Source organism: Pseudomonas sp. CP-1 (assembly GCF_021213715.1).
Lineage (GTDB): Bacteria > Pseudomonadota > Gammaproteobacteria > Pseudomonadales > Pseudomonadaceae > Pseudomonas > Pseudomonas aeruginosa.
Genome location: NZ_JAJQKY010000032.1, coordinates 23,984 through 42,975, shown reverse-complemented (window position 1 = coordinate 42,975; position 18,992 = coordinate 23,984). Strand labels below are relative to the sequence as shown.

Here is an 18,992-nt window from a genome sequence, read left to right as displayed (position 1 = left end):
ACAATTTTCTCGCTTTACCCTTCTGGTTTATCTCACTCTCTCTCAGGCTGGCGACGAAAAAGGGCGGACACCTTCGGGTGGCCGCCCTTTTTCGTTGCGGCGCGGAGCACAAGGTTTCCGCCTCGCCGGCCACGCCAGGGCTGCACCCCTGAGGGTAGCGTTATCCGCCGAAGCGCCCTTCGCCGCGTTCTTGGCGTTTCCGTGTCGGTCAGCGCTGCTCGGCCTGGCGCATCTGTTCCAGCGCGCCCAGGCGCAAGCGTTCCTGTTCGCTGAAGCGCTCCTCGGCCAGGCGTTCGACCGCCGCGCGGCGGTCGGCTTCGCTCAGCCCGGCATTGCCTTCGATCCGGCTCTTCTCGGCGAAATAGTCGTCCAGCCGGCCCTTCCAGGCCGAGCGTTGCCGATCGAGTTGCTCCAGGCGGGTGGTGGCTTCGGCGCCCACCAGTTGCTGACGCATCTGGCGGATGGCTTCCGGGCCGGCGCCAGCGGCCTGGAGGGCGGCGGTCTGCTGCTGCAGTTCGCTTTGTAGTTGCGGCAGCACGCTTTCCTGCTGGTCTTCCGGCAGGCTGGCACGCAGGCGGTCGATGGCGGCGGCCTTTTCCTCGGCGCTGAGCTTGCCGTCCTGGCGGATCGCCAGGCGCTCCAGGGTGAACTGGTTGTAGGTTTCCTCGTCGGCGAAGAACGCCACGTGCGCTTCGTTGCTGAAGATCCGCGCGCGCAGGGCTTTCACCGCGGCTTCCCGCTGGCGCAGGGCGTCGAGGTCGGCCAGGCGCGGCAGGTCGCGTTCGAGCAGCACCAGTTCCTTCTTGTAGTCGATGTATTGCTGCATCAGCGCCAACGCCTGGCCGCGCGCCGGCTCCTGGAGTTCGGCGGCGATATAGGCGCGCAGGCGGTCCAGGCTTTGCTGCAGGGGCTCTTCGCCGACGGCGCTGAGGAAGTAGTCGAACAGGTTGCGGATGTCGCGGGTGATCAGCAGGTTGCCGCTGGCGTCGACACTGAAACTGCCATCGACGCTGGTGCCCCTGAAGGAGGTTGGCAGCGGCGCGACCTTGGCCGGCATGACCTGGGGGGCCGGCACCGCTTCTCCCGCGGAGGCTGCTGGCGGGGCGCGGTCTGCGCCCGCCTGCGCGCTGGCCGGGGGCGCCATCTCGGGGGCGGGGGAAGGTTCCAGCCAGACGAACCAGGCCAGGCTGGCGGCGAACGCCAGTGGAATCAGCAGGAGGATTTTCTTCACGCGAGGGGGCTTCCGGGAAAGGGCCGGGGCCGAGGCCCCGGCCGGGGTCCTACAGGCTGGCGTTCTTCAGGCGGTTGGCGTGCTGGCGGTAGACGCTGACCGGGCTGGTCTCGAACAGGCTGGTGAGGCCGAAGACCTGGTTCACCTCGTCCAGGTGGTTCATCCGGTAGTTGTCGCGGATCACCATGCCCAGGTGCGAACTGCAGGTGCCGACCAGGCCGTCGTTGGCGGTGCCGTTCTTGAAGGTCAGCGACGAGGCGCCGAGGAAGGCGTCGCTCGGATCGAGGAAGTTGGTCAGCGGCGAGGAACCGCTCCAGGAGTAATAGCTCACGCCGTTGACCTTGTAGGTGCCTTCGCCGCAGGCCGAGGTGGGGATGCCCTGCGGGTACTTGGCGTTGAAGCGCGCGGCCCCCTCGCTGTTCAGCGACTCCAGCGAGCCCAGTGAATTCTGCGTACCGGTGCTGCCGCTGGAAAGGAAGCTGATCAGCGCGCCGAGGCTGTTGACCAGCCCGGAGAGGACTGCCTCGCCGGCCGAACCCGGTGGGATCTGGCGCAGGAAGTCGGCGGTGTCCGAACCCTTGTGCGGGGCGCCGACGCTGGTGGCGGAAGCGATCAGGTCGGGACGTACGGCGGCGACGTAGCGGATGGTCGGCCCGCCGTGGCTGTGGCCGATCAGGTTGACCTTGGGCTGGCCGCTGAGGGCGACGATTTCCTCCACCTGTTGCAGCAACTGCTCGCCGCGGACTTCCGAGGTGTCCAACTGGCTGACTTCGGTGACGTAGACCTGGGCACCGTCACGGCGCAAGGCGCTGGGAATGCCGAACCAGTAGTCGACCCCGAGGATATTGTCGAAGCCGAGCATGCCGTGGGCCAGCACGATGGGGTATTTGGTCTGGGTGTAGGTGCTGGCCTGGATCAGGGGGCTGGCAGCGAGAGAGGCGAGGCCGATGGCCAGGCCGAGGGGGAGCAGAGACTTCTTCTTCATGTTGTTCTCATCTCAGGTTGATGGGGCCGAGGGGCGCGTCCTGCCAGCCATCGCCCGAATCCTTCCGGGAGAACCGCTTCGCTGTCCCTTGCGCAGGAACCGTGCCAGCTTCGGCTTTTTTCCTCCAGGCCAGGAAATCCGCGGCTTCCTGGCGGCCGGTCATAACCTGCGTGGCAGAGCGGAAGAGGCGGGTTGTTACGGCGCGAAACGCTCGTTTGAATCTTCCCCGCACAACGCCCAGCGACCGAGTGTGCGGTAGCGCACGCCCGCGGCGTCGTTTTGCGAGCAAAACAGGCTGAAATGGTCGACCTGCCATACGAAGGTTGGGGGTGGCGGGACGTCCTCCAGCGGCGCGGCATCGCGAGCCAGGGTCAGATGGGCGCTGAATGGGCGGGTTTCCACGGGCAGCTCCAGTTCGGCAAGGCCGGAGCGCAGGGCGCGGCGCAGGCGCAGGAGGGCGCCGGGCGGTTGGCTGGGGGCCAGCAGCAGGATGCCGTTCCTCCAGCGCAGCAGGCGGTCGAGACACAGGTCGAAGGGCGCGGCCTCGATGGCCGCGGCCATGTCCAGCAGGGCCTCGAGCCGAGCGGACGGGACCTGCCCGAGGAAGGCCAGGGTCAGGTGCAGGTTCGCCGTCGCCACCTGGCGTCCGGGCAGTGGCCGGTCATCGCGCCACCGGCCGATCCGCTCGGCGAGGGGAGGTGGACAGGGCAGGGCGAAGAACAGGCGAAGAGAGCGATCGGGCATGGGCGCCTCCGCGTGTTTCTTGACAGTCTCCATGCGGCTTTTCTAGGATGCGCGTGCGCCGATTTAAACAGCAACTTGCGGGGCGCCCGGCAGCAGCCGAAATACCGCTAAAGCGCTGGCTCGGTGTTGCCTCTCACCGCTGTCCAGCGGGACCGAAGAGGCGGAGACATGACGTCATGACCTGTCCCAGCACGCAATTGCGCCTGGCACCCATCACTACCGGCCTGGTCCGGCGGAACCCGAGGATTCTCCTCAGCGGGCCGCACCAGCCGACCCTCGTCCGTTACCTCGAAGGCTGGCCGAAGCGCTGGAACGGTTCGCGTACCTTCCTTATCCAGTTCGCCCAGGACGGCAAGGACCTGGCGCGCTTCCCCAGCGACGCGTTCGACTTCGCCGTGGTCCAGGCCCCCGGGGCGGAAGACCTGGACCTGGTGGTCCGGCAACTGATCCGGGTCGCCCGCCAGGGCCTGATCACCCGCCGTATCCTGCGCTGAGCGCGTGGCCCCTCAGGGCGCCGGTGGATACTCGATCTCGACGACGAACCAGAGCTTTTCCCCGGCCGGGGTGCGCACCAGCACCTCGGCGTCCAGCTCCTTGCCGACCAGTGCGCGGGCGAGCGGCGAGTCGATGCTGATCTGGTTGTTGCGCAGGTCCAGTTCGTCGGGGCCGACGATGCGATAGCGGGCCTGCTCGCCGTCTTCGTCTTCCAGGGTCACCCAGGCGCCGAAGTACACCCGGTTCGGATCCGCCGGCCGCTCGCCGACCACTTTCAGGTTTTCCAGGCGCTTGCGCAGGAAGCGCACGCGACTGTCGATCTCGCGGAGCATCTTCTTGCCGTAGATGTATTCGGCGTTTTCCGAGCGATCGCCGAGGGCGGCGGCTTCGCTGACCGCCTGGGTCACCTGGGGACGGCGCACGTGCCAGAGTTCATGCAGCTCTGCACGTAACCGCGCGGCGCCCTCCGGAGTGATCAGCGGGGTGCCGGCGGTGCGCGGTGGACGATAGCGACTCATGGTTCGGGTGGTTCCACAAATGAACGGATGAAAGCCTGCCAGTGTATCCGATCAGCCCTCGCGCAGGACCCGCAGCGGGCTGCTGTTGAGGGCGCGACGGGTACCCAGCAGGCCAGCGCCGCCTACCAGCACGGCGCCTACCAGAGGCAGCGCGAGCAACCAGGGGTGCGCTTGCCACGGCAGGTCGAAGACCAGTCGGTAGAGCAGCAGGCTGACCGCCTCGCAGCCGAGCGCCGCGAGCAGGCCGCTGACTGCGCCGAGCAGGGCGAACTCGACCCGCCGGGTACGTTGCAGCAACTCGCGCTCGGCACCCAGCGCGCGCAGCAGGGCACCCTGGCGCACGCGCTCGTCGAGGGTCGCCTGGAGGCCGGCGAAGAGCACCACGAAGCCCGCCGCGAGAACGAACACCAGCACGTACTCCACGGCCAGGGTGACCTGGTCGAGGATGCTCCGCAGCTGGCTCAGCAGGGCGTCTACCGGCAGCAGGGTGACGGTGGGGAAGGCGCGGGCCAGTGCGATCAGGTCGCGTTCCTGGCTGGCCGGCAGGTAGAAGCTGGTCAGGTAGGTCACCGGCAGGTCGGTCAGGGTGCCGGGCTGGAAGACCATGAAGAAGTTCGGCTGGAAATTGTCCCACTTCACCTTGCGCAGGCTCTGGACCTGGACCTCGCGATTCTGCCCGGCGACGCTGAAGGTGAGCCGGTCGCCGACCTGGATACGCAGGTTGGCGGCCAGCTTCTCTTCCACCGACACGCCCGGCAGGGCCCCCGGCTGCGGCGCGCTCCACCAGCGTCCGGCGGTGAGCTGGTTGCCGGAGGGCAGTCGCTCTGACCAGGTCAGGCCGAGGTCGCGCTGCAGGGCACGCTCGCTGCGCACGTCTTCGTCGAGCGCCTGGACCGGCTTGCCGTTCACCGCTACCAGGCGCCCGGGAACCATGGGGAACAGCGGCTCGGCGCCGGGGGAGAGCTTTTGCACGCGACGTTCGAAGGCGTCCTTTTCCGTCGGCAGGATGTTCAGGGCGAAATGGTTGGGGGCGTCCGGCGGCAACTGGGCCTGCCAGGTATCCAGCAGTTCGCCGCGAAGCAGGGCGATCAGGGCCATGGCCAGCAGGATCAGGCCGAAGGCCAGGCTCTGTCCGGCGGCGGCCAGCGGGTGCCGCAACAACTGGCCGAGTCCCAGCCGCCATGGCAGGCTGGCACGCGCCAGTGCCCGGCGCAGGCCGTTCAGGCCGAGCAGCAGGAGGGCGCCGAGCACCAGCGTGGCGACCAGGCCGCCGCCGAGCAGGGCGAGGGTCAGCTTCAGGTCGAGACTCAACCGCCACATGATCAGGCCCAGGGCGAGCAGGGCGCAGGCGTAGGCCATCCAGGTGCGCATCGGCACCGGCAGCAGGTCGCTGCGCAGGACCCGCAACGGCGGTACCCGGCCCAGGGCTGCCAGCGGCGGCAGGGCGAAGCCGGCCAGCGCTACCAGGCCGGTGGCGATCCCGGCGAAGGCGGGGAACAGGCCGCCGGCTGGTACGTCCGGCGGCAGCAGCGTGGCGAGCAGGCGGAACAGGCCGAGCTGCGCCAACCAGCCGAGCAGGGCGCCGATGGCGCTGGCGAGCAGGCCCAGCAGCAACAGTTGCAGCGCGTAGAGGAGCAGGGTTTCGCTGCGCGACAGACCGAGGCAGCGCAGCAGCGCGCTGGCGTCGTAGCGCCGTGCAGCGAAACGGGCGGCGGACAGCGCCACGGCGACGCCGGCGAGCAGCACCGCGGCCAGGCTGGCCAGGTTCAGGTAGCGCTCGGCGCGGCCGAGGGCATCGCCCACCTGGCGGTTGCCGTCGCGGGCATCCTGCAGGCGCTGGTTGGCGGCGAGGCTGCCCTTGACCTGCTGGCGATAGGCCTGGAGGGCTTCCGGCGGGCCTTCCCACAGATCGCGGTAGCGCACCCGGCTGCCCGGCTGGACCACCCCGGTGGCATCGAGGTCGGCCAGGCTCATCATGGCGCGGGGCGTCAGGCTGTAGAAGTCGCCGGCGCGGTCCGGCTCGTAGGTAAGGATGCGCGCGATGCGCAGCGGCTTGCGGCCGATCTCGATGCTGTCGCCGACCTTCAGGTCGAGGCTGACCAGCAGGCGCGATTCGACCCATACCTCGCCCGCCTGCGGACGACCGCCGGCCTGCTCGGCGGCGAACGGCGCGGCAGCGCTCTTGAGCTGGCCGCGCAAGGGGTAGCGGTCGCCGACCGCCTTGATGCTGCTGAGCTGGATGCCCTGGTCGGTGGCGATCACGCTGGAAAACTCGACGCTGTCGGCGTGGCGCAGGCCCAGACGGGTGCCGCGTTCGATCTGTTCGGCGCTTGCCGGCTGGGTACCGTTGAGCACCAGGTCGGCGCCGAGGAACTCGGCGGCGCGGGCGAGCATGGCGCCGTTCAGGCGGGCGCTGAAATAGCCGATGGCGGTGCTCGAGGCGACCGCGATCAGCAGGGCGAAGAACAGCACGCGCAGCTCGCCGCTGCGCGACTCGCGGAACAATTGGCGACCGGCGAGGCTCAGTAGGCGGGAGAGGGGCACCGGCTTCATCAGGGTTCGACCCGGTCGATCAGGCGTCCGCTTTCCAGACGGATCAGGCGCCGGCAGCGATGCGCCAGACGCTCGTCGTGGGTAACCAGGACCAGGGTGGTACCGCGTTCGCGGTTGAGTTCGAAGAGCAGGTCGCTGATCCGCTCGCCGGTGGCGCTGTCGAGGTTGCCGGTGGGTTCGTCGGCGAACAGCACGTCCGGCTCCGCCGCGAAGGCGCGGGCAATGGCGACCCGCTGCTGCTCGCCGCCGGAGAGCTGGCGCGGATAGTGGCCCAGGCGTTGGCCGAGGCCGACTCGCTCGAGCAGTTCTCTGGCGCGCTGGCGAGCGTCGGCGCGGCCTTCCAGCTCCAGGGGCAGCATCACGTTCTCCAGCGCATCGAGGCTGTCGAGCAACTGGAACGACTGGAACACGAAGCCTACATGGGCCGCGCGGACGCGCGCCCGCTGGTCCTCGTCGAGGTCGCCGAGGGCGTGCCCGGCGAGACGGACCTCGCCGCCGCTGGGCTGGTCGAGCCCGGCGAGCAGGCCGAGCAGGGTCGACTTGCCGGAGCCGGAGCTGCCGACGATCGCCAGGCTGTCGCCGCGGGCGAGGTCGAGGGAGAGGTCGTGGAGGATGGTCAACTTGCCTTCCGCGCTACCGACAACCTTGCTAAGGTTCTGCGCGTTGAGAATGCTGGCGCTCATGGAGGTTCCGATGCGTGCATTGCTGTTGAGCGGCTGCCTGGCCCTGGTCCTGCTGACCCAGCAGGCCGCGGCGCAGACGCTGTTGGTCGTGGGCGATAGTATCAGCGCCGCTTTGGGACTGGATACCAGCCAGGGCTGGGTCGCCCTGCTGCAGAAGCGCCTCGCCGACGAAGGTTACGACTACCGGGTGGTGAACGCCTCGATCAGCGGCGACACCTCCGCGGGCGGCCTGGCGCGCCTGCCGGCGCTGCTTGCCGAGGAGAAGCCGGCGCTGGTGGTGATCGAGCTGGGAGGCAACGACGGGCTGCGCGGAATGGCGCCGGCGCAATTGCAACAGAATCTTGCCAGCATGGCGCAAAAGGCCCGGGCGGAAGGGGCGAGGGTGCTGCTGCTGGGTATCCAGTTGCCGCCGAACTACGGCCCGCGCTACATCGAGGCCTTTTCCAAGGTCTACGGCGCGGTCGCGGCGCAGGAAAAGACCGCCCTGGTGCCGTTTTTCCTCGAAGGGGTCGGCGGGGTCCAGGGGATGATGCAGGCGGATGGCATCCATCCGGCGCTCGCCGCCCAGCCGAGGCTCCTGGAAAATGTCTGGCCGACGCTGAAACCGCTGCTTTGAGACTTCCCCGGGAAACCGCTTTCGGCTAAGGTTGCGCACCCCTCAGGAGCCCCCCATGCCGCGTCCCGCCTGGACCCTCTACGCCTATCAACTGATCGAGCCCGACGATCAGCTGGACCTGTTCGCCTGTCGCGAGGTCCGGGTGCATGTGGTGGCGCGTCAGCTGGAGCTGGATACCCCGGCGGACCGCACGCTTTGCGGCAAGCTGCTGCCGGCCCAGCCGCGCTGGCAGCCGCTGGAACGGGCGCGTCTGCGCGACCGGCTGCTGTGTCCCGATTGCCGGAAACAACTGGAGGCGGAAAAGCGCGGGGAGCGCCTGTCCTGGTTGGTCTGAGCCCTCCCGGTGAAACCTGGCGGGGTGTTACACTGTCTTTCCTACTCCTTCATCGCACTCGCCAAGGATTCTCCGGAATGTTGTCGCGCGTACCCGTTGTCTCACTGTCTTTCGCCGCGCTGCTTTCGGCCGGCTCCGCATCGGCCCTGGAACTGCAGCTCCCGCCTCCGGGCGAGGACGTCGTCGGCCAGGTCCAGGTGATCAAGGCCAAGTACGAGGACACTTTCGCCGACCTCGGCGAGCAGTACAACCTGGGCTACAGCGAAATGGTCGCCGCCAACCCCGGCGTCGATCCCTGGTTGCCGGGCGTCGGCACCGAGGTGATCATCCCGACCCGCTTCGTGCTGCCGCCTGGCCCGCGCGAAGGCGTGGTGATCAACCTGGCCGAGTACCGCCTGTACTACTACCCGAAAGGGCAGAGCGTGGTGCACACCTATCCGCTGGGCATCGGCCGCGAGGGCTGGGGTTCGCCGATCGCGAACACCCGCATCACCGCCAAGACCAAGGACCCGGCCTGGTATCCGCCGGCCTCGATCCGCGCCGAGCACGCCGCCGATGGCGATCCGCTGCCGACCGTGGTGCCGCCGGGCCCGGACAATCCGCTGGGACCGTACAAGCTGACCCTGGGTGTGCCGGGCTACCTGATCCATGGTTCGAACAAGAAGTTCGGCATCGGCACCCGCACCAGCCATGGCTGCTTCCGCATGTACAACGCCGACGTGACCCACCTGTTCTCGATGATCAGCGTCGGCACCAGCGTGCGTATCATCAACGAGCCCTACAAGTTCGGCGTGAGCAACGGCAAGGTCTACCTGGAGGCGCATACGCCGCTGAACGACCATGGCGACCCGTCGGTGGTGGATAAGCACACCGCGGTGATCAATACCCTGCTCAAGCGCGACGACCTGGCCAAGCGTATCCAGTTGAACTGGGACGTGGTCCGCGAAGTGGTGGCCTCGGAGGATGGCGTGCCGGTGGAAATCGCCCAGGAATCGGCGCCGGCGATGACCGCGACGGTGGATAGCGATCCTACCCAGCTTACGCCCTGACGGAGAGCGTCGAGGCAGAGGCCCGCGTACCCGCAAGGGACGCGGGTTTTTTCATGCCCGGCGAAACGCAGGCATAAAAAAACCGGCCCCGAGGGACCGGTTTTCAACAGGTCGTGAGACCTATTACTTGCGGCTGGCTTTTTCCAGCATGCGCAGGGCACGCTCGTTAGCCTCGTCAGCGGTCTGCTGAGCTTTCTGAGCAGCGCCCAGAGCTTCGTCAGCCTTGCGATAGGCTTCGTCAGCGCGAGCCTGAGCACGAGCAGCTGCGTCTTCGGTAGCGGTCAGACGAGCTTCGGTTTCTTTGGAGTGGCTGCTGCAACCGGTGGCCAGAACAGCAGCCAGAGCCAGAGCAGAGAATTTCAGAACGTTGTTCATCGTGTTCCCCTTAAGGTGGACATTTCCATAACAGCAATCTCCCCAGCCGGGGAAATTAGCCGGCTACATACTACCCATTACTTGTAGTAAGTAAACTGACCAAGCGCAAGCCGAGCAACTTTTTTTTTAGTCCCCCCGACTTTAGCAGTAGTTGGAGTGTCGTTTGTTCAAAAAATATCCAGCGTGCGGCGCAAGTAAGCAATTTCCCGGACCTTGGGTAGAGTTGCTGCAAGAGGCGGGGGATGAGGGCTGCCGGGTTGTCGAGAATGTTCCGCCGGAGTGGCTGGCGCTTATCGACTTGGCGGGGAGTGGCAAGTAACAACTAAGTTGCCAGCATGTTGCCGGAAATGCCGTAAGTATTGGTGCGGAAATGAAAAAGGCCCGGCTAACTTGATTAGCCGGGCCTTCTTGCGATCTGGCGGTGAGGGAGGGATTCGAACCCTCGATACGGTTTCCCGTATACACACTTTCCAGGCGTGCTCCTTCAACCACTCGGACACCTCACCAGGTTCTCGACAGCGCCGTGTCTGTCGAGGCGCGCAATTTACTCGAACATTTCCCGCTTGGCAAATATTTTTTTAACTTTTTCATCGGCTTAGGTCGTCGGAGGAAAGTCCGCGGGGTGCCTTGGTAGACTGCCGGGCACGAAGAGGAGAGGCGGATGGCGAGCTGGGACATTTTCTGTAGCGTGGTCGACAACTATGGCGACATCGGCGTCACCTGGCGCCTGGCTCGCCAACTGGCCGCCGAGTACGGTCAGGCCGTGCGCCTGTGGGTGGACGAGCCGCAGGCCTTCGCCCGGATCTGTCCGCGGGCGGACCCGGCGGCGCACGTGCAGTGCCTGGATGGGGTCGAAGTGCGTGCCTGGGGCCGGCCGTGGGCATCGGTGGTGGCGGCCGACGTGGTGATCGAGGCCTTCGCCTGCGAACTGCCGGAGGCGCACCGGCAGGCCATGCGCGAGCGCGAGCGGCCGTCCCTGTGGCTGAACCTGGAGTACCTGAGTGCCGAGGAATGGATCGGCAGTTGCCACGCATTGCCGTCGCTGCAGGCGTGCGGGCTTTCCAAGTACTTCTTCTTTCCCGGGTTCCGCGAGCCCAGTGGCGGCCTGTTGCGCGAGGCCGGCCTGCTGGAACGTCGGCGCCGTTTCCAGGCCTCTGCCTCGGCGCAGGATGAGTTTCTCGCCTCCCTCGGCGTGCGGCGGAAGGTTGGCGAGCGACTGATTTCGCTGTTTGCCTACGAAAACCCGGCGCTGCCTGGCTGGCTGGAACAACTGCGCGACGCCCGCCAGCCGAGCCTGCTGCTGGTGCCGGAGGGGCGGGTGCTGGCGGATGTCGCCGATTGGCTGCGGGTGGCTACCCTGGCCGTCGGGGACGTCCATGTGCGCGACGCGTTGCGGGTCCAGGTGCTGCCGTTCATGGCGCAGGACGACTACGATCGCCTGTTGTGGTGCTGCGACCTGAACGCGGTGCGCGGCGAGGACTCCTTCGTTCGCGCGCAGTGGGCGGGACGGCCGCTGCTCTGGCACATCTATAGACAGGAAGAGGAGGCGCACCTGGCGAAGCTCGAGGCATTCCTCGAACTCTATTGCGCCGGCCTGCCCGTCGACCTGGCGGAAAACCTGCGCACCTTCTGGCTGGCGTGGAACGCCGGCGGTGGACTTGCCGGGGCCTGGGAGGGGCTGGAGAGGCAACTGCCCGAGTGGCGTAGGGAAGCGCAGCGCTGGGCCGACGAACAGGGCATGCGTCCGGATCTTGCGGCAAGGCTGGTGCAATTTTACGCAGATTGGCTATGATACGCGGCCTGATTTTTTGTCTTTCATCCATCGGATATTCGTATGAAAACCGCTCAAGAGTTCCGCGCCGGCCAGGTTGCCAACATCAATGGCGCTCCCTGGGTCATCCAGAAGGCCGAGTTCAACAAGTCCGGCCGTAACGCTGCCGTCGTCAAGATGAAGCTGAAGAACCTGCTGACCGGCGCCGGTACCGAGACCGTGTTCAAGGCCGACGACAAGCTGGAGCCGATCATCCTCGATCGCAAGGAAGTGACCTACTCCTACTTCGCCGACCCGCTGTACGTCTTCATGGACAGCGAGTTCAACCAGTACGAGATCGAGAAAGACGATCTGGAAGGCGTGCTGACCTTCATCGAAGACGGCATGACCGACATCTGCGAAGCCGTGTTCTACAACGACAAGGTGATCTCGGTAGAGCTGCCGACTACCATCGTTCGCCAGATCGCCTACACCGAGCCGGCCGTCCGCGGCGACACCTCGGGCAAGGTGATGAAGACCGCGCGCCTGAACAACGGCGCCGAGCTGCAGGTTTCCGCGTTCTGCGAAATCGGCGACTCGATCGAGATCGATACCCGCACCGGCGAGTACAAGTCCCGCGTCAAGGCCTGATCCTTTCGCGCGACGAGAAAAAGCCCGGCATTCGCCGGGCTTTTTCGTTTCCGCTGTCCGCCGCCGCGGCGCGGAGAGTCGGAAGCTTCAGACCGACACGTTCAGGCGTACGTCGATATTGCCGCGGGTAGCGTTGGAGTAGGGGCAGACCTGGTGGGCGGCGGCTACCAGCGCTTCGGCGGCTTCGCGCTCCAGGCCAGGCAGGCTGATGTGCAGTTCGACCTCCAGGCCGAAGCCGCCGGGAATCTGGCCGATGCCGACCTTGCCGGTTATCGAGGCGTCGGCGGGAAGGGTCTGCTTGCGCTGGCCGGCAACGAACTTCAGGGCCCCGATGAAGCAGGCCGAGTAGCCGGCGGCGAACAGTTGTTCCGGGTTGGTGGCCGCGCCGCCCTGGCCGCCCAGTTCGCGCGGAGTGCTGAGTTTCACGTCGAGCACGCCGTCCGAGGATACCGCACGGCCGTCACGGCCTCCGGTGGCGGTTGCGCTTGCGGTGTAGAGAGCCTTGATGGTTTGCATGAGGGTCACCTGTCTAGATTGTGCGTTAATTTCTTGCGCGCTAAGTAAGTGCGTGAAATGAAATTTATCGTCACGCTATTTTGTGCGCAAGATAAATCGTTGGAAGATTTGGCGATAAAAACCAGACAGGTAGGTATAAGCCCCTCAGTCCGGTGCTTGCAGGTTGCCGCGCAGGGCCAGCAGCTCATCCTTGAGGGCGACCAGCTGTGGCAAGTCGAGGCCGGTACTCTCCAGGATGCAGGCGGGAATGCTCTCGGCCTGTCGCTGCAGGGCGCGGCCCTTGTCGGTCAGGCGCAGCAGGACTACGCGTTCGTCTTCGCTGCTGCGAGTGCGGGTAATCAGACCTTCGCCCTCCAGGCGCTTGAGCAGAGGCGTGAGCGATCCCGGGTCGGTAAGCATGCGTGCGCTGATTTCGCCCACGGTCAGGCCGTCGCGTTCCCATAGCACCAGCATGGCGATGTACTGCGGATAGGTGAGGCCGAGCGCTTGCAGCAGGGGCTTGTAGACCTTGGTCATCTGCAGCGAGGTGGAATACAGGGCGAAGCACAGCTGGTTGTCCAGCTTGAGCTGCTCGCAAGGGGGGGTGGGCAGTCGGGACATGGCTGTCTTCCAAGTAAGTAGGGCGCTGTGCATGAATTTAGCGTAGTGGCTATTGGCTTTCCAGGTTTCCCGCCGGGTGGTGTCTTCAGCGCTCGCCGAGACGCTGCTGCAGGGCCTGGTCCCAGGGTGGCGGAAAACCGAAGCGCTCGCGGAGGAAAGCCAGCAGCAGGCGGGTTCGCGAACTGGCTTCGCGTTCCAGGCGCAGAGCATAGATGCAGGTGGGCTCGGCGGCGGGCAAGCCCTCGTCGCAGAACAGCGCCTGCAGTTCGCCGCGCAGCAGGTACTCGCTGCATAGCCAGGTCGGCAGGTGGGCGATGCCGAGGCCGGCCAGCGCCGCGTCGACCATCGCTTCGGCGTTATTGGTGGCCAGCCGCGCCCGTTTCGGCCGCAGGTGCTGGAGCTTGCCGTCGTGCTGGAAGCGCCAGGCATAGGGTGGCGACAGGTTGTCCCAATCGATGCCGGCATGCTCCGGCAGTTCGCCGGGGGATGCGGGAACGCCGTGTTCGCGCAGGTACTCCGGGCTGGCGCAGACCACCCGCACCATCGGCGCCAGCGAAGTGGCCACCAGGCGGCTGTCGGGCAGCGGGCCGGCGCGCAACACCAGGTCGACCTCGCCGAGATGTTCGCCCTGCAGGTCGATGAAACTCCCGATCAGGCGCAATTGCACGTCCAGCCCGGGGTTGGCCTTGAGGAAGTCGGCGATCGCCGGGGCCAGGTGGCGGCGGCCGAAGGGCACCGGCGCATCGATACGGATCAGGCCCTGCGGCGCGGTGCTCAGGGACACCGCTTCGGCGCGGGCCAGGCGCAGTTCGGTGACGATCCGCCGGGCGCGGTCGGCGAAGGCCAGGCCGGCCGGCGTGGCGCGTACCGCATGGGTGGTGCGCACCAGCAGGGTGCTGCCGACGGCGCGCTCCAGGGCGTCCATCCGGCGCGCTACGGCGGACGGGGTGAGCGGGTGCTTGCGGGCAGCGGCGGAGAAGCTGCCGCCATCGAGGACATCGAGGTAGAGAACGAACTGTTCGCTGAGGGTATCGGGCAACATGCTCATGCCTTTGCGTGATTGGCATAGCCATTGTGCTTTCTTGTGCGTTTCCCATCCAGCCACGCTTGCCTAGCATGGAGGCGTCGAAAGAGGGGCTGACATGCTGGATGTATTTCTCGATTTCCTGCTGGGGATGGTGCTCGGTTGCCTGGGCGGTCTGTTCGGGATAGGCGGCGGCCTGCTGGCGATCCCGGCGCTGGGGGTGATCTTCGGCCTCGACCAGCAATTGGCGCAGGGTACCGCGCTGGTGATGGTGGTACCGAACGTGGTGCTGGCGTTGTGGCGCTACCACCAGCGCAACCGCATCGATCCGCGCCAGGCCGGAGTCCTTGCCCTGACCGGCCTGCTTTGCGCGTTCCTGGCGTCCAGCGTGGCCGCGCGGATCGATGCGGCGCGGATGCGCGAAGCGTTCGTGATCTTCCTCCTGGCGCTGGCCGGCTACATGTTCTGGCGCCTGTTCCGGCGCCCGCCGCAGGGCGGCGCGACGCCGCGCTACGGTTTGCCCTGGATGGGCGTGCTGGGCCTTGGCGCAGGTTCGCTCGGCGGGCTTTTCGGGGTGGGCGGCGGGGTGCTGGCGACACCGGTGCTGACTTCGGTGTTCGGCCTCGCCCAGGTCGTCGCACAGGGCCTCGCGCTGGCCCTGGCCGCACCGAGCACGGCGGTGGCGCTGGGGACCTACGCCATGCACGGTCATGTCGACTGGCGGATGGGGATCCCCCTGGCGCTGGGCGGCCTGCTGAGCATTTCCTGGGGCGTGAGGCTGGCCCACGCCTTGCCCGAGCGCAGCCTGCGCATGGCCTTCTGTGCCTTCCTCGCGTTGTGCGCGGTGCTCCTGCTGGTGCGCGGTTGAGTCAGAGACGGAAGCCCTCGCCGATGTATTCGGCGAGCTTCTCGGTGACCGGCGACTGGCTGTGCGGGTTGCGCATCAGCATGATGCTGGCCGAGGGCAGGGCGGGCAGGCCCTCGCTCTCGTCGAGGATGCGCAGGTTGCCGGTGAGCAGGCTACGCAGTTGCACGGTCACGGCGAGGCCGGCGCTGACCACCGCGAACAGCGCCGACAGGCTGGGGCTGCTGTAGGCGATGCGGTAGTCCAGTTCCGCCGCCTCCAGGGCGTTGCAGGCCCAGGCCCGGCAAAAGCAGGTGGTGTTGAACATGGCCAGCGGGATCGGCCGCTGGTCGTGGGGGCAGAAGCCCTCGGCGGCCATCCAGACGAAGGGCTCCTGGCGCAGCAACTGGCCGATCTCGGTGCCCGGCTCACGGGTGACGATGGACAGGTCGAGGTCGTTGCGCGCCAGCAGGTTGAGCGAGGTGTCGCAATGCACCTCGACCTGCACCAGCGGATAGGCTTCGGCGAAGCGCGACAGGATCGCCGGGAGGAAGCGCATCACGTAGTCGTCCGGGGTGCCGATGCGCACCGAGCCGACCATGTGCGGGCGGCGCAGGGTGTTGAACACCTCGCCGTGCAGCTTGAGGATCCGCCGGGCATAGCCGAGCAGCACCTGGCCTTCGGCGGTGAGGCGGGTCTGCCTTCCGTCGCGCTCGAACAGCGAGCGCTGCAGGACGTCCTCCTCTAGCCGCTTCATCTGCATGCTGACCGCCGACTGGGTGCGATTCAGCGCCTCCGCGGCGCGGGTGAAACCACCGTGCTCGGCGATGGCGACGAAGGTGCGGAGCAATTCCGTATCGATGCCGGGCTGGTAGCTCATTCATCAATCTCCAAGATGCATTGCATAAGAATGATTCGTTGGATTGATCCTATGCCTGGCGGGAGACTGTGCCTATCCCGAACGGAGGGCAAGACGATGAAAGGTCAACAGGATTATTTCGGCAGTCACTGCTACGCTGCATCCCATCCCGCCTCGACCGCTGCGCCGTCGTTGTGGCGTCGCTGGCGGCGCTGGTTGCAGTTGGCCCGCGAGCGCCGGGAACTGCTGAGGATGAGCGACGAAGCGCTGAAGGACCTCGGCCTGAGTCGGGCGGATATCTTCCAAGAGGGCGAGCGGCATTTCTGGGACGACCCGCTGCGTCGGCATTGAGCGAACCGCAGCGGCGCGCCGGGCTGGCGCGGCGGCGGGGGCACGATAGACTCGCAGTCTCCTTCATCGACTGGGGCGCTCCATGAGTCTTTCGCTTTCCCTCGCCGAAGCCCGCCGCCTGGCCCTGGCCGCGCAGGGCTTCGACGGCCGGCGGACGTGCCGCAGCGTGCAGCGGCGGCATCTGCGCGAAATGCTCGCGCGCCTCGGCCTGTTACAGATCGATTCGGTGAATGCGCTGGTGCGCTCGCACTACCTGCCGCTGTTTTCCCGCCTCGGTCCCTACTCCATGACGCTGCTCGACGAGGCAGCCTGGAGTGTCGGCCGTCACCGCCAGTTGTTCGAATACTGGGGGCACGAGGCCTCGCTACTGCCGCTGGAACACTACCCGCTGATGCGCTGGCGGATGCGCCAGGCCGCCGACGGCCAGGGCATCTACCAGCAACTGGCACGTTTCGGCCGGGAACAGCAGCCACTGATCCGCCAGGTGTTGCAGGCGGTGCGCGAGCAAGGCGCGCTGGGTGCCGGCAGCCTGAGCACGCGGCAGGAGCGGGCCGGTCCCTGGTGGGACTGGAGCGCGGAAAAGCATGCGCTGGAATGGCTGTTCGCCGCCGGTGAGCTGACGGTGGCCGGACGGCGCGGTTTCGAGCGGCTCTATGATCTGCCGGAGCGAGTGTTTCCCGCGGAATTGCTGGCGCGTCCCGAGCTTTCGGAGGCACAGGCCCAGCGCGAGCTGTTGCGGATGGCGGCGAGCGCCCTGGGCGTGGCCACCGAAAAGGACCTGCGCGACTACTATCGGCTGAGCCCGGCGCAGAGCCGCGCGCGCCTCGCCGAACTGGTGGAGGCTGGCGAGCTGCTGCCGGTCCGGGTCGAGGGCTGGAGCCAGCCGGCCTACTGCCCCGGCGAACCGCAGGTGCCGAGGCGGCTAGGCGCCAGTGCCTTGCTCTCGCCCTTCGACTCGTTGGTCTGGGAGCGGGCGCGGGCCGAGCGCCTGTTCGATTTCCGCTATCGTCTGGAGATCTACACGCCGAAGGAAAAACGCGTGTACGGCTACTACGTGCTGCCATTCCTGTACAACGGCCGTCTGGTCGGCCGCGTCGACCTCCGCGCCGAGCGGGCGCGGGAGCGCCTGGCGGTGCATGCGCTGCATGCCGAGGCGAACGGCATGGACGATGCCGCCCTGCACGATCTGGCCGAGCAGTTGCGCAGCATGGCCGCCTGGCTGGGCCTGGCGACGGTGGCGATCGAGGGGCGCGGGGAGTTAGCGGTGCGCTTGCGCGGGGTGCTGCTCTAGCGAACGCTCCCGCCGGGCGGCGGGAGCGTTCGCGGCGCGCTCAGCGGCGTACCTGCTTCAGGGTTTCGGCGATCAGGAAGGCCAGCTCCAGCGACTGGTCGGCGTTCAGCCGCGGGTCGCAGTGGGTGTGGTAGCGGTCGCTGAGGCCGTCTTCGGTGATCGGTCGCGAACCGCCGATGCATTCGGTGACGTTCTGCCCGGTCATCTCGATGTGGATGCCGCCGGCGTAGCTGCCTTCGGCCTGGTGCACCTCGAAGAACTGGCGGACTTCGGCGAGCACGCGGGCGAAGTCGCGGGTCTTGTAGCCGCTGGAGGCCTTGATGGTATTGCCGTGCATCGGGTCGGAACTCCACAGCACCTGGCGGCCCTCGCGCTGGATGGCCTGGATCAGGCGCGGCAGGTGGTCGCCGACCTTGTCGGCACCCATCCGCACGATCAGGTTGAGGCGGCCCGGATCGTTGTCCGGGTTGAGAATATCGATCAGGCGGATCAGCTCCTCGCTGTCCATGCTCGGTCCGACCTTGACCCCGATCGGATTGCCTACGCCGCGCAGCATCTCGACATGAGCGCCGTCGAGCTGGCGGGTGCGGTCGCCGATCCAGAGCATGTGCGCCGAGCAGTCGTACCACTCGCCGGTCAGGCTGTCGCGGCGGGTCAGGGCTTCCTCGTAGTTCAGCAGGAGCGCTTCGTGGGCGGTGAAGAAGCTGGTTTCGCGGAGCTGCGGCGCGCTGTCCAGGCCGCAGGCGCGCATGAAGGCGAGGGTCTCGTCGATGCGGTCGGCGAGTTGCTGGTAGCGCTCGGCCAGCGCCGAGTTGGCGATGAAGTCGAGGTTCCAGCGGTGCACCTGGTGCAGGTCGGCGAAGCCGCCCTGGGCGAAGGCGCGCAACAGGTTGAGGCTGGCGGTGGACTGGTGGTAGGCCTGCAACAGGCGCTCCGGGTCCGGCACGCGGCTCTTCTCGTCGAAGCCGATGCCGTTGACTATGTCGCCGCGATAGGCAGGCAGGGTCACGCCGTTCTGCGTTTCGTCGCCGGAGGAGCGCGGCTTGGCGAACTGGCCGGCCATGCGCCCGACCTTCACTACCGGGCAGCCGGCGGCGAAGGTCATTACCACCGCCATCTGCAACAGTACCTTGAAGGTATCGCGGATCTTCGCCGCGGAAAATTCGGCGAAGCTTTCCGCGCAATCCCCGCCCTGGAGCAAGAAGGCGCGTCCGGCGGTGACTTCGGCGAACTGCCGGCGCAGCTCGCGAGCCTCGCCGGCGAAGACCAGCGGCGGGTATCCGGCGAGGGTCTGCTCGACCCTGGCCAGGTGCGCGGCATCGGGGTACTCGGGTTGTTGCTGGATCGGCTTGGCCCTCCAGCTCTCGGGGCTCCAGGACTGGCTCATCTACGACTCTTGGCAATGCTCGGGAAAGCGGATTGCGGCATGGTAGAGCAGCTCGCCGCAGCGCCGCCAGCGATCGTTGCAATAGCGGAAATCCATCGTCGGGCCGGCTTTGCTATGCTGCGGTGCTTTTGCCGGA

At 66.9% G+C, this 18,992-nt stretch carries 21 protein-coding genes and 1 tRNA gene; 9 read left to right on the top strand and 13 right to left on the bottom strand.

What is annotated here, in order from left to right:
* Positions 1 to 208: 208 nt before the first annotated feature.
* The 3 genes from LT948_RS31755 to thpR all read right to left on the bottom strand — a co-directional run bounded on the left by LT948_RS31755 (position 209) and on the right by thpR (position 2,960).
* On the bottom strand, positions 209 to 1,231 hold the full coding sequence (locus tag LT948_RS31755; protein WP_033984793.1) for a lipase secretion chaperone: 1,023 nt from the start codon (positions 1,229 to 1,231) through the stop codon (positions 209 to 211).
* A gap of 49 nt (positions 1,232 to 1,280) precedes the next feature.
* The gene (gene lipA, locus LT948_RS31750; protein WP_023436548.1) at positions 1,281 to 2,216 is read right to left on the bottom strand and encodes a triacylglycerol lipase; all 936 of its coding nucleotides are present in this window, start codon (positions 2,214 to 2,216) and stop codon (positions 1,281 to 1,283) included.
* A gap of 195 nt (positions 2,217 to 2,411) precedes the next feature.
* Positions 2,412 to 2,960 carry an RNA 2',3'-cyclic phosphodiesterase gene (gene thpR, locus LT948_RS31745; RefSeq protein WP_023111601.1) on the bottom strand — a complete coding sequence of 183 codons (549 nt, stop codon included), beginning with the start codon at positions 2,958 to 2,960 and terminating at the stop codon, positions 2,412 to 2,414.
* A gap of 176 nt (positions 2,961 to 3,136) precedes the next feature.
* On the opposite strand from thpR, the gene LT948_RS31740 reads away from it, so the two are divergent.
* Positions 3,137 to 3,454, top strand: a complete 318-nt coding sequence (locus LT948_RS31740) for a hypothetical protein (protein WP_003090952.1) — start codon at positions 3,137 to 3,139, stop codon at positions 3,452 to 3,454.
* Positions 3,455 to 3,466: 12 nt separating this feature from the next.
* Here the strand turns inward: LT948_RS31740 and greB are convergent, their stop codons facing one another.
* From greB to LT948_RS31725, 3 genes are read right to left on the bottom strand one after another with little or no spacing between them, the layout of a single operon-like run.
* On the bottom strand, positions 3,467 to 3,973 hold the full coding sequence (greB, locus tag LT948_RS31735; RefSeq protein ID WP_003090951.1) for a transcription elongation factor GreB: 507 nt from the start codon (positions 3,971 to 3,973) through the stop codon (positions 3,467 to 3,469).
* 51 nt (positions 3,974 to 4,024) lie between these two features.
* Positions 4,025 to 6,517: an ABC transporter permease gene (locus LT948_RS31730; protein ID WP_079381427.1), complete on the bottom strand. Its 2,493-nt coding sequence runs from the start codon at positions 6,515 to 6,517 to the stop codon at positions 4,025 to 4,027.
* Positions 6,518 to 6,525: 8 nt separating this feature from the next.
* Positions 6,526 to 7,209, bottom strand: coding sequence for an ABC transporter ATP-binding protein (locus LT948_RS31725; protein WP_003090949.1), 684 nt, complete (start codon positions 7,207 to 7,209; stop codon positions 6,526 to 6,528).
* A 10-nt stretch (positions 7,210 to 7,219) separates the two neighbouring features.
* Between LT948_RS31725 and tesA the strand changes: the two genes are divergently transcribed.
* The 3 genes from tesA (at position 7,220) to LT948_RS31710 (ending at position 9,208) form a co-directional block, all read left to right on the top strand.
* A complete protein-coding gene (gene tesA / locus LT948_RS31720) occupies positions 7,220 to 7,825 on the top strand; it encodes an esterase TesA (RefSeq protein ID WP_073657468.1) in 606 nt (201 codons plus the stop codon).
* A gap of 55 nt (positions 7,826 to 7,880) precedes the next feature.
* Positions 7,881 to 8,159 (top strand): hypothetical protein, encoded by a 279-nt coding sequence (locus tag LT948_RS31715; protein WP_003090947.1) that lies wholly within the window; start codon positions 7,881 to 7,883, stop codon positions 8,157 to 8,159.
* Between the two features lie 77 nt (positions 8,160 to 8,236).
* The gene (locus LT948_RS31710) at positions 8,237 to 9,208 is read left to right on the top strand and encodes a L,D-transpeptidase family protein (protein ID WP_021264967.1); all 972 of its coding nucleotides are present in this window, start codon (positions 8,237 to 8,239) and stop codon (positions 9,206 to 9,208) included.
* Positions 9,209 to 9,331: 123 nt separating this feature from the next.
* On the opposite strand, the gene oprI is transcribed toward LT948_RS31710, so the two are convergent.
* Both oprI and LT948_RS31700 read right to left on the bottom strand, forming a co-directional pair.
* Positions 9,332 to 9,583: an outer membrane lipoprotei OprI gene (oprI, locus tag LT948_RS31705; RefSeq protein WP_003090944.1), complete on the bottom strand. Its 252-nt coding sequence runs from the start codon at positions 9,581 to 9,583 to the stop codon at positions 9,332 to 9,334.
* A gap of 416 nt (positions 9,584 to 9,999) precedes the next feature.
* Positions 10,000 to 10,089 (bottom strand) — tRNA-Ser (locus LT948_RS31700).
* A gap of 155 nt (positions 10,090 to 10,244) precedes the next feature.
* Between LT948_RS31700 and earP the strand changes: the two genes are divergently transcribed.
* Both earP and efp read left to right on the top strand, forming a co-directional pair.
* On the top strand, positions 10,245 to 11,375 hold the full coding sequence (gene earP, locus LT948_RS31695; RefSeq protein ID WP_073657467.1) for an elongation factor P maturation arginine rhamnosyltransferase EarP: 1,131 nt from the start codon (positions 10,245 to 10,247) through the stop codon (positions 11,373 to 11,375).
* 42 nt (positions 11,376 to 11,417) lie between these two features.
* Positions 11,418 to 11,984 (top strand): elongation factor P, encoded by a 567-nt coding sequence (efp, locus tag LT948_RS31690; RefSeq protein WP_003090942.1) that lies wholly within the window; start codon positions 11,418 to 11,420, stop codon positions 11,982 to 11,984.
* A gap of 87 nt (positions 11,985 to 12,071) precedes the next feature.
* Here the strand turns inward: efp and ohrR (LT948_RS31685) are convergent, their stop codons facing one another.
* From ohrR (LT948_RS31685) to LT948_RS31675, 3 genes are all read right to left on the bottom strand, one after another.
* A complete protein-coding gene (ohrR, locus tag LT948_RS31685) occupies positions 12,072 to 12,500 on the bottom strand; it encodes an organic hydroperoxide resistance protein OhrR (protein WP_003090941.1) in 429 nt (142 codons plus the stop codon).
* A 144-nt stretch (positions 12,501 to 12,644) separates the two neighbouring features.
* Positions 12,645 to 13,100 (bottom strand): hydroperoxide stress response transcriptional regulator OhrR, encoded by a 456-nt coding sequence (ohrR, locus tag LT948_RS31680; protein WP_023875142.1) that lies wholly within the window; start codon positions 13,098 to 13,100, stop codon positions 12,645 to 12,647.
* Between the two features lie 85 nt (positions 13,101 to 13,185).
* Positions 13,186 to 14,142 carry a LysR family transcriptional regulator gene (locus LT948_RS31675; RefSeq protein WP_016254232.1) on the bottom strand — a complete coding sequence of 319 codons (957 nt, stop codon included), beginning with the start codon at positions 14,140 to 14,142 and terminating at the stop codon, positions 13,186 to 13,188.
* A gap of 100 nt (positions 14,143 to 14,242) precedes the next feature.
* On the opposite strand from LT948_RS31675, the gene LT948_RS31670 reads away from it, so the two are divergent.
* Positions 14,243 to 14,992, top strand: coding sequence for a sulfite exporter TauE/SafE family protein (locus tag LT948_RS31670; RefSeq protein WP_003114755.1), 750 nt, complete (start codon positions 14,243 to 14,245; stop codon positions 14,990 to 14,992).
* Position 14,993: 1 nt separating this feature from the next.
* Here the strand turns inward: LT948_RS31670 and LT948_RS31665 are convergent, their stop codons facing one another.
* On the bottom strand, positions 14,994 to 15,848 hold the full coding sequence (locus LT948_RS31665; RefSeq protein ID WP_003114756.1) for a LysR substrate-binding domain-containing protein: 855 nt from the start codon (positions 15,846 to 15,848) through the stop codon (positions 14,994 to 14,996).
* Between the two features lie 96 nt (positions 15,849 to 15,944).
* Here LT948_RS31665 and LT948_RS31660 point away from each other — a divergent pair, with 96 nt between their 5' ends.
* The gene (locus LT948_RS31660) at positions 15,945 to 16,178 is read left to right on the top strand and encodes a DUF1127 domain-containing protein (RefSeq protein ID WP_073657466.1); all 234 of its coding nucleotides are present in this window, start codon (positions 15,945 to 15,947) and stop codon (positions 16,176 to 16,178) included.
* Positions 16,179 to 16,260: 82 nt separating this feature from the next.
* Positions 16,261 to 17,469, top strand: a complete 1,209-nt coding sequence (locus tag LT948_RS31655) for a winged helix-turn-helix domain-containing protein (RefSeq protein ID WP_073657465.1) — start codon at positions 16,261 to 16,263, stop codon at positions 17,467 to 17,469.
* 40 nt (positions 17,470 to 17,509) lie between these two features.
* Here LT948_RS31655 and LT948_RS31650 read toward each other — a convergent pair whose 3' ends face one another.
* Complete coding sequence (locus tag LT948_RS31650; protein ID WP_003117352.1) at positions 17,510 to 18,856, bottom strand: class II 3-deoxy-7-phosphoheptulonate synthase; 1,347 nt, start codon at positions 18,854 to 18,856, stop codon at positions 17,510 to 17,512.
* Positions 18,857 to 18,992: the final 136 nt, after the last annotated feature.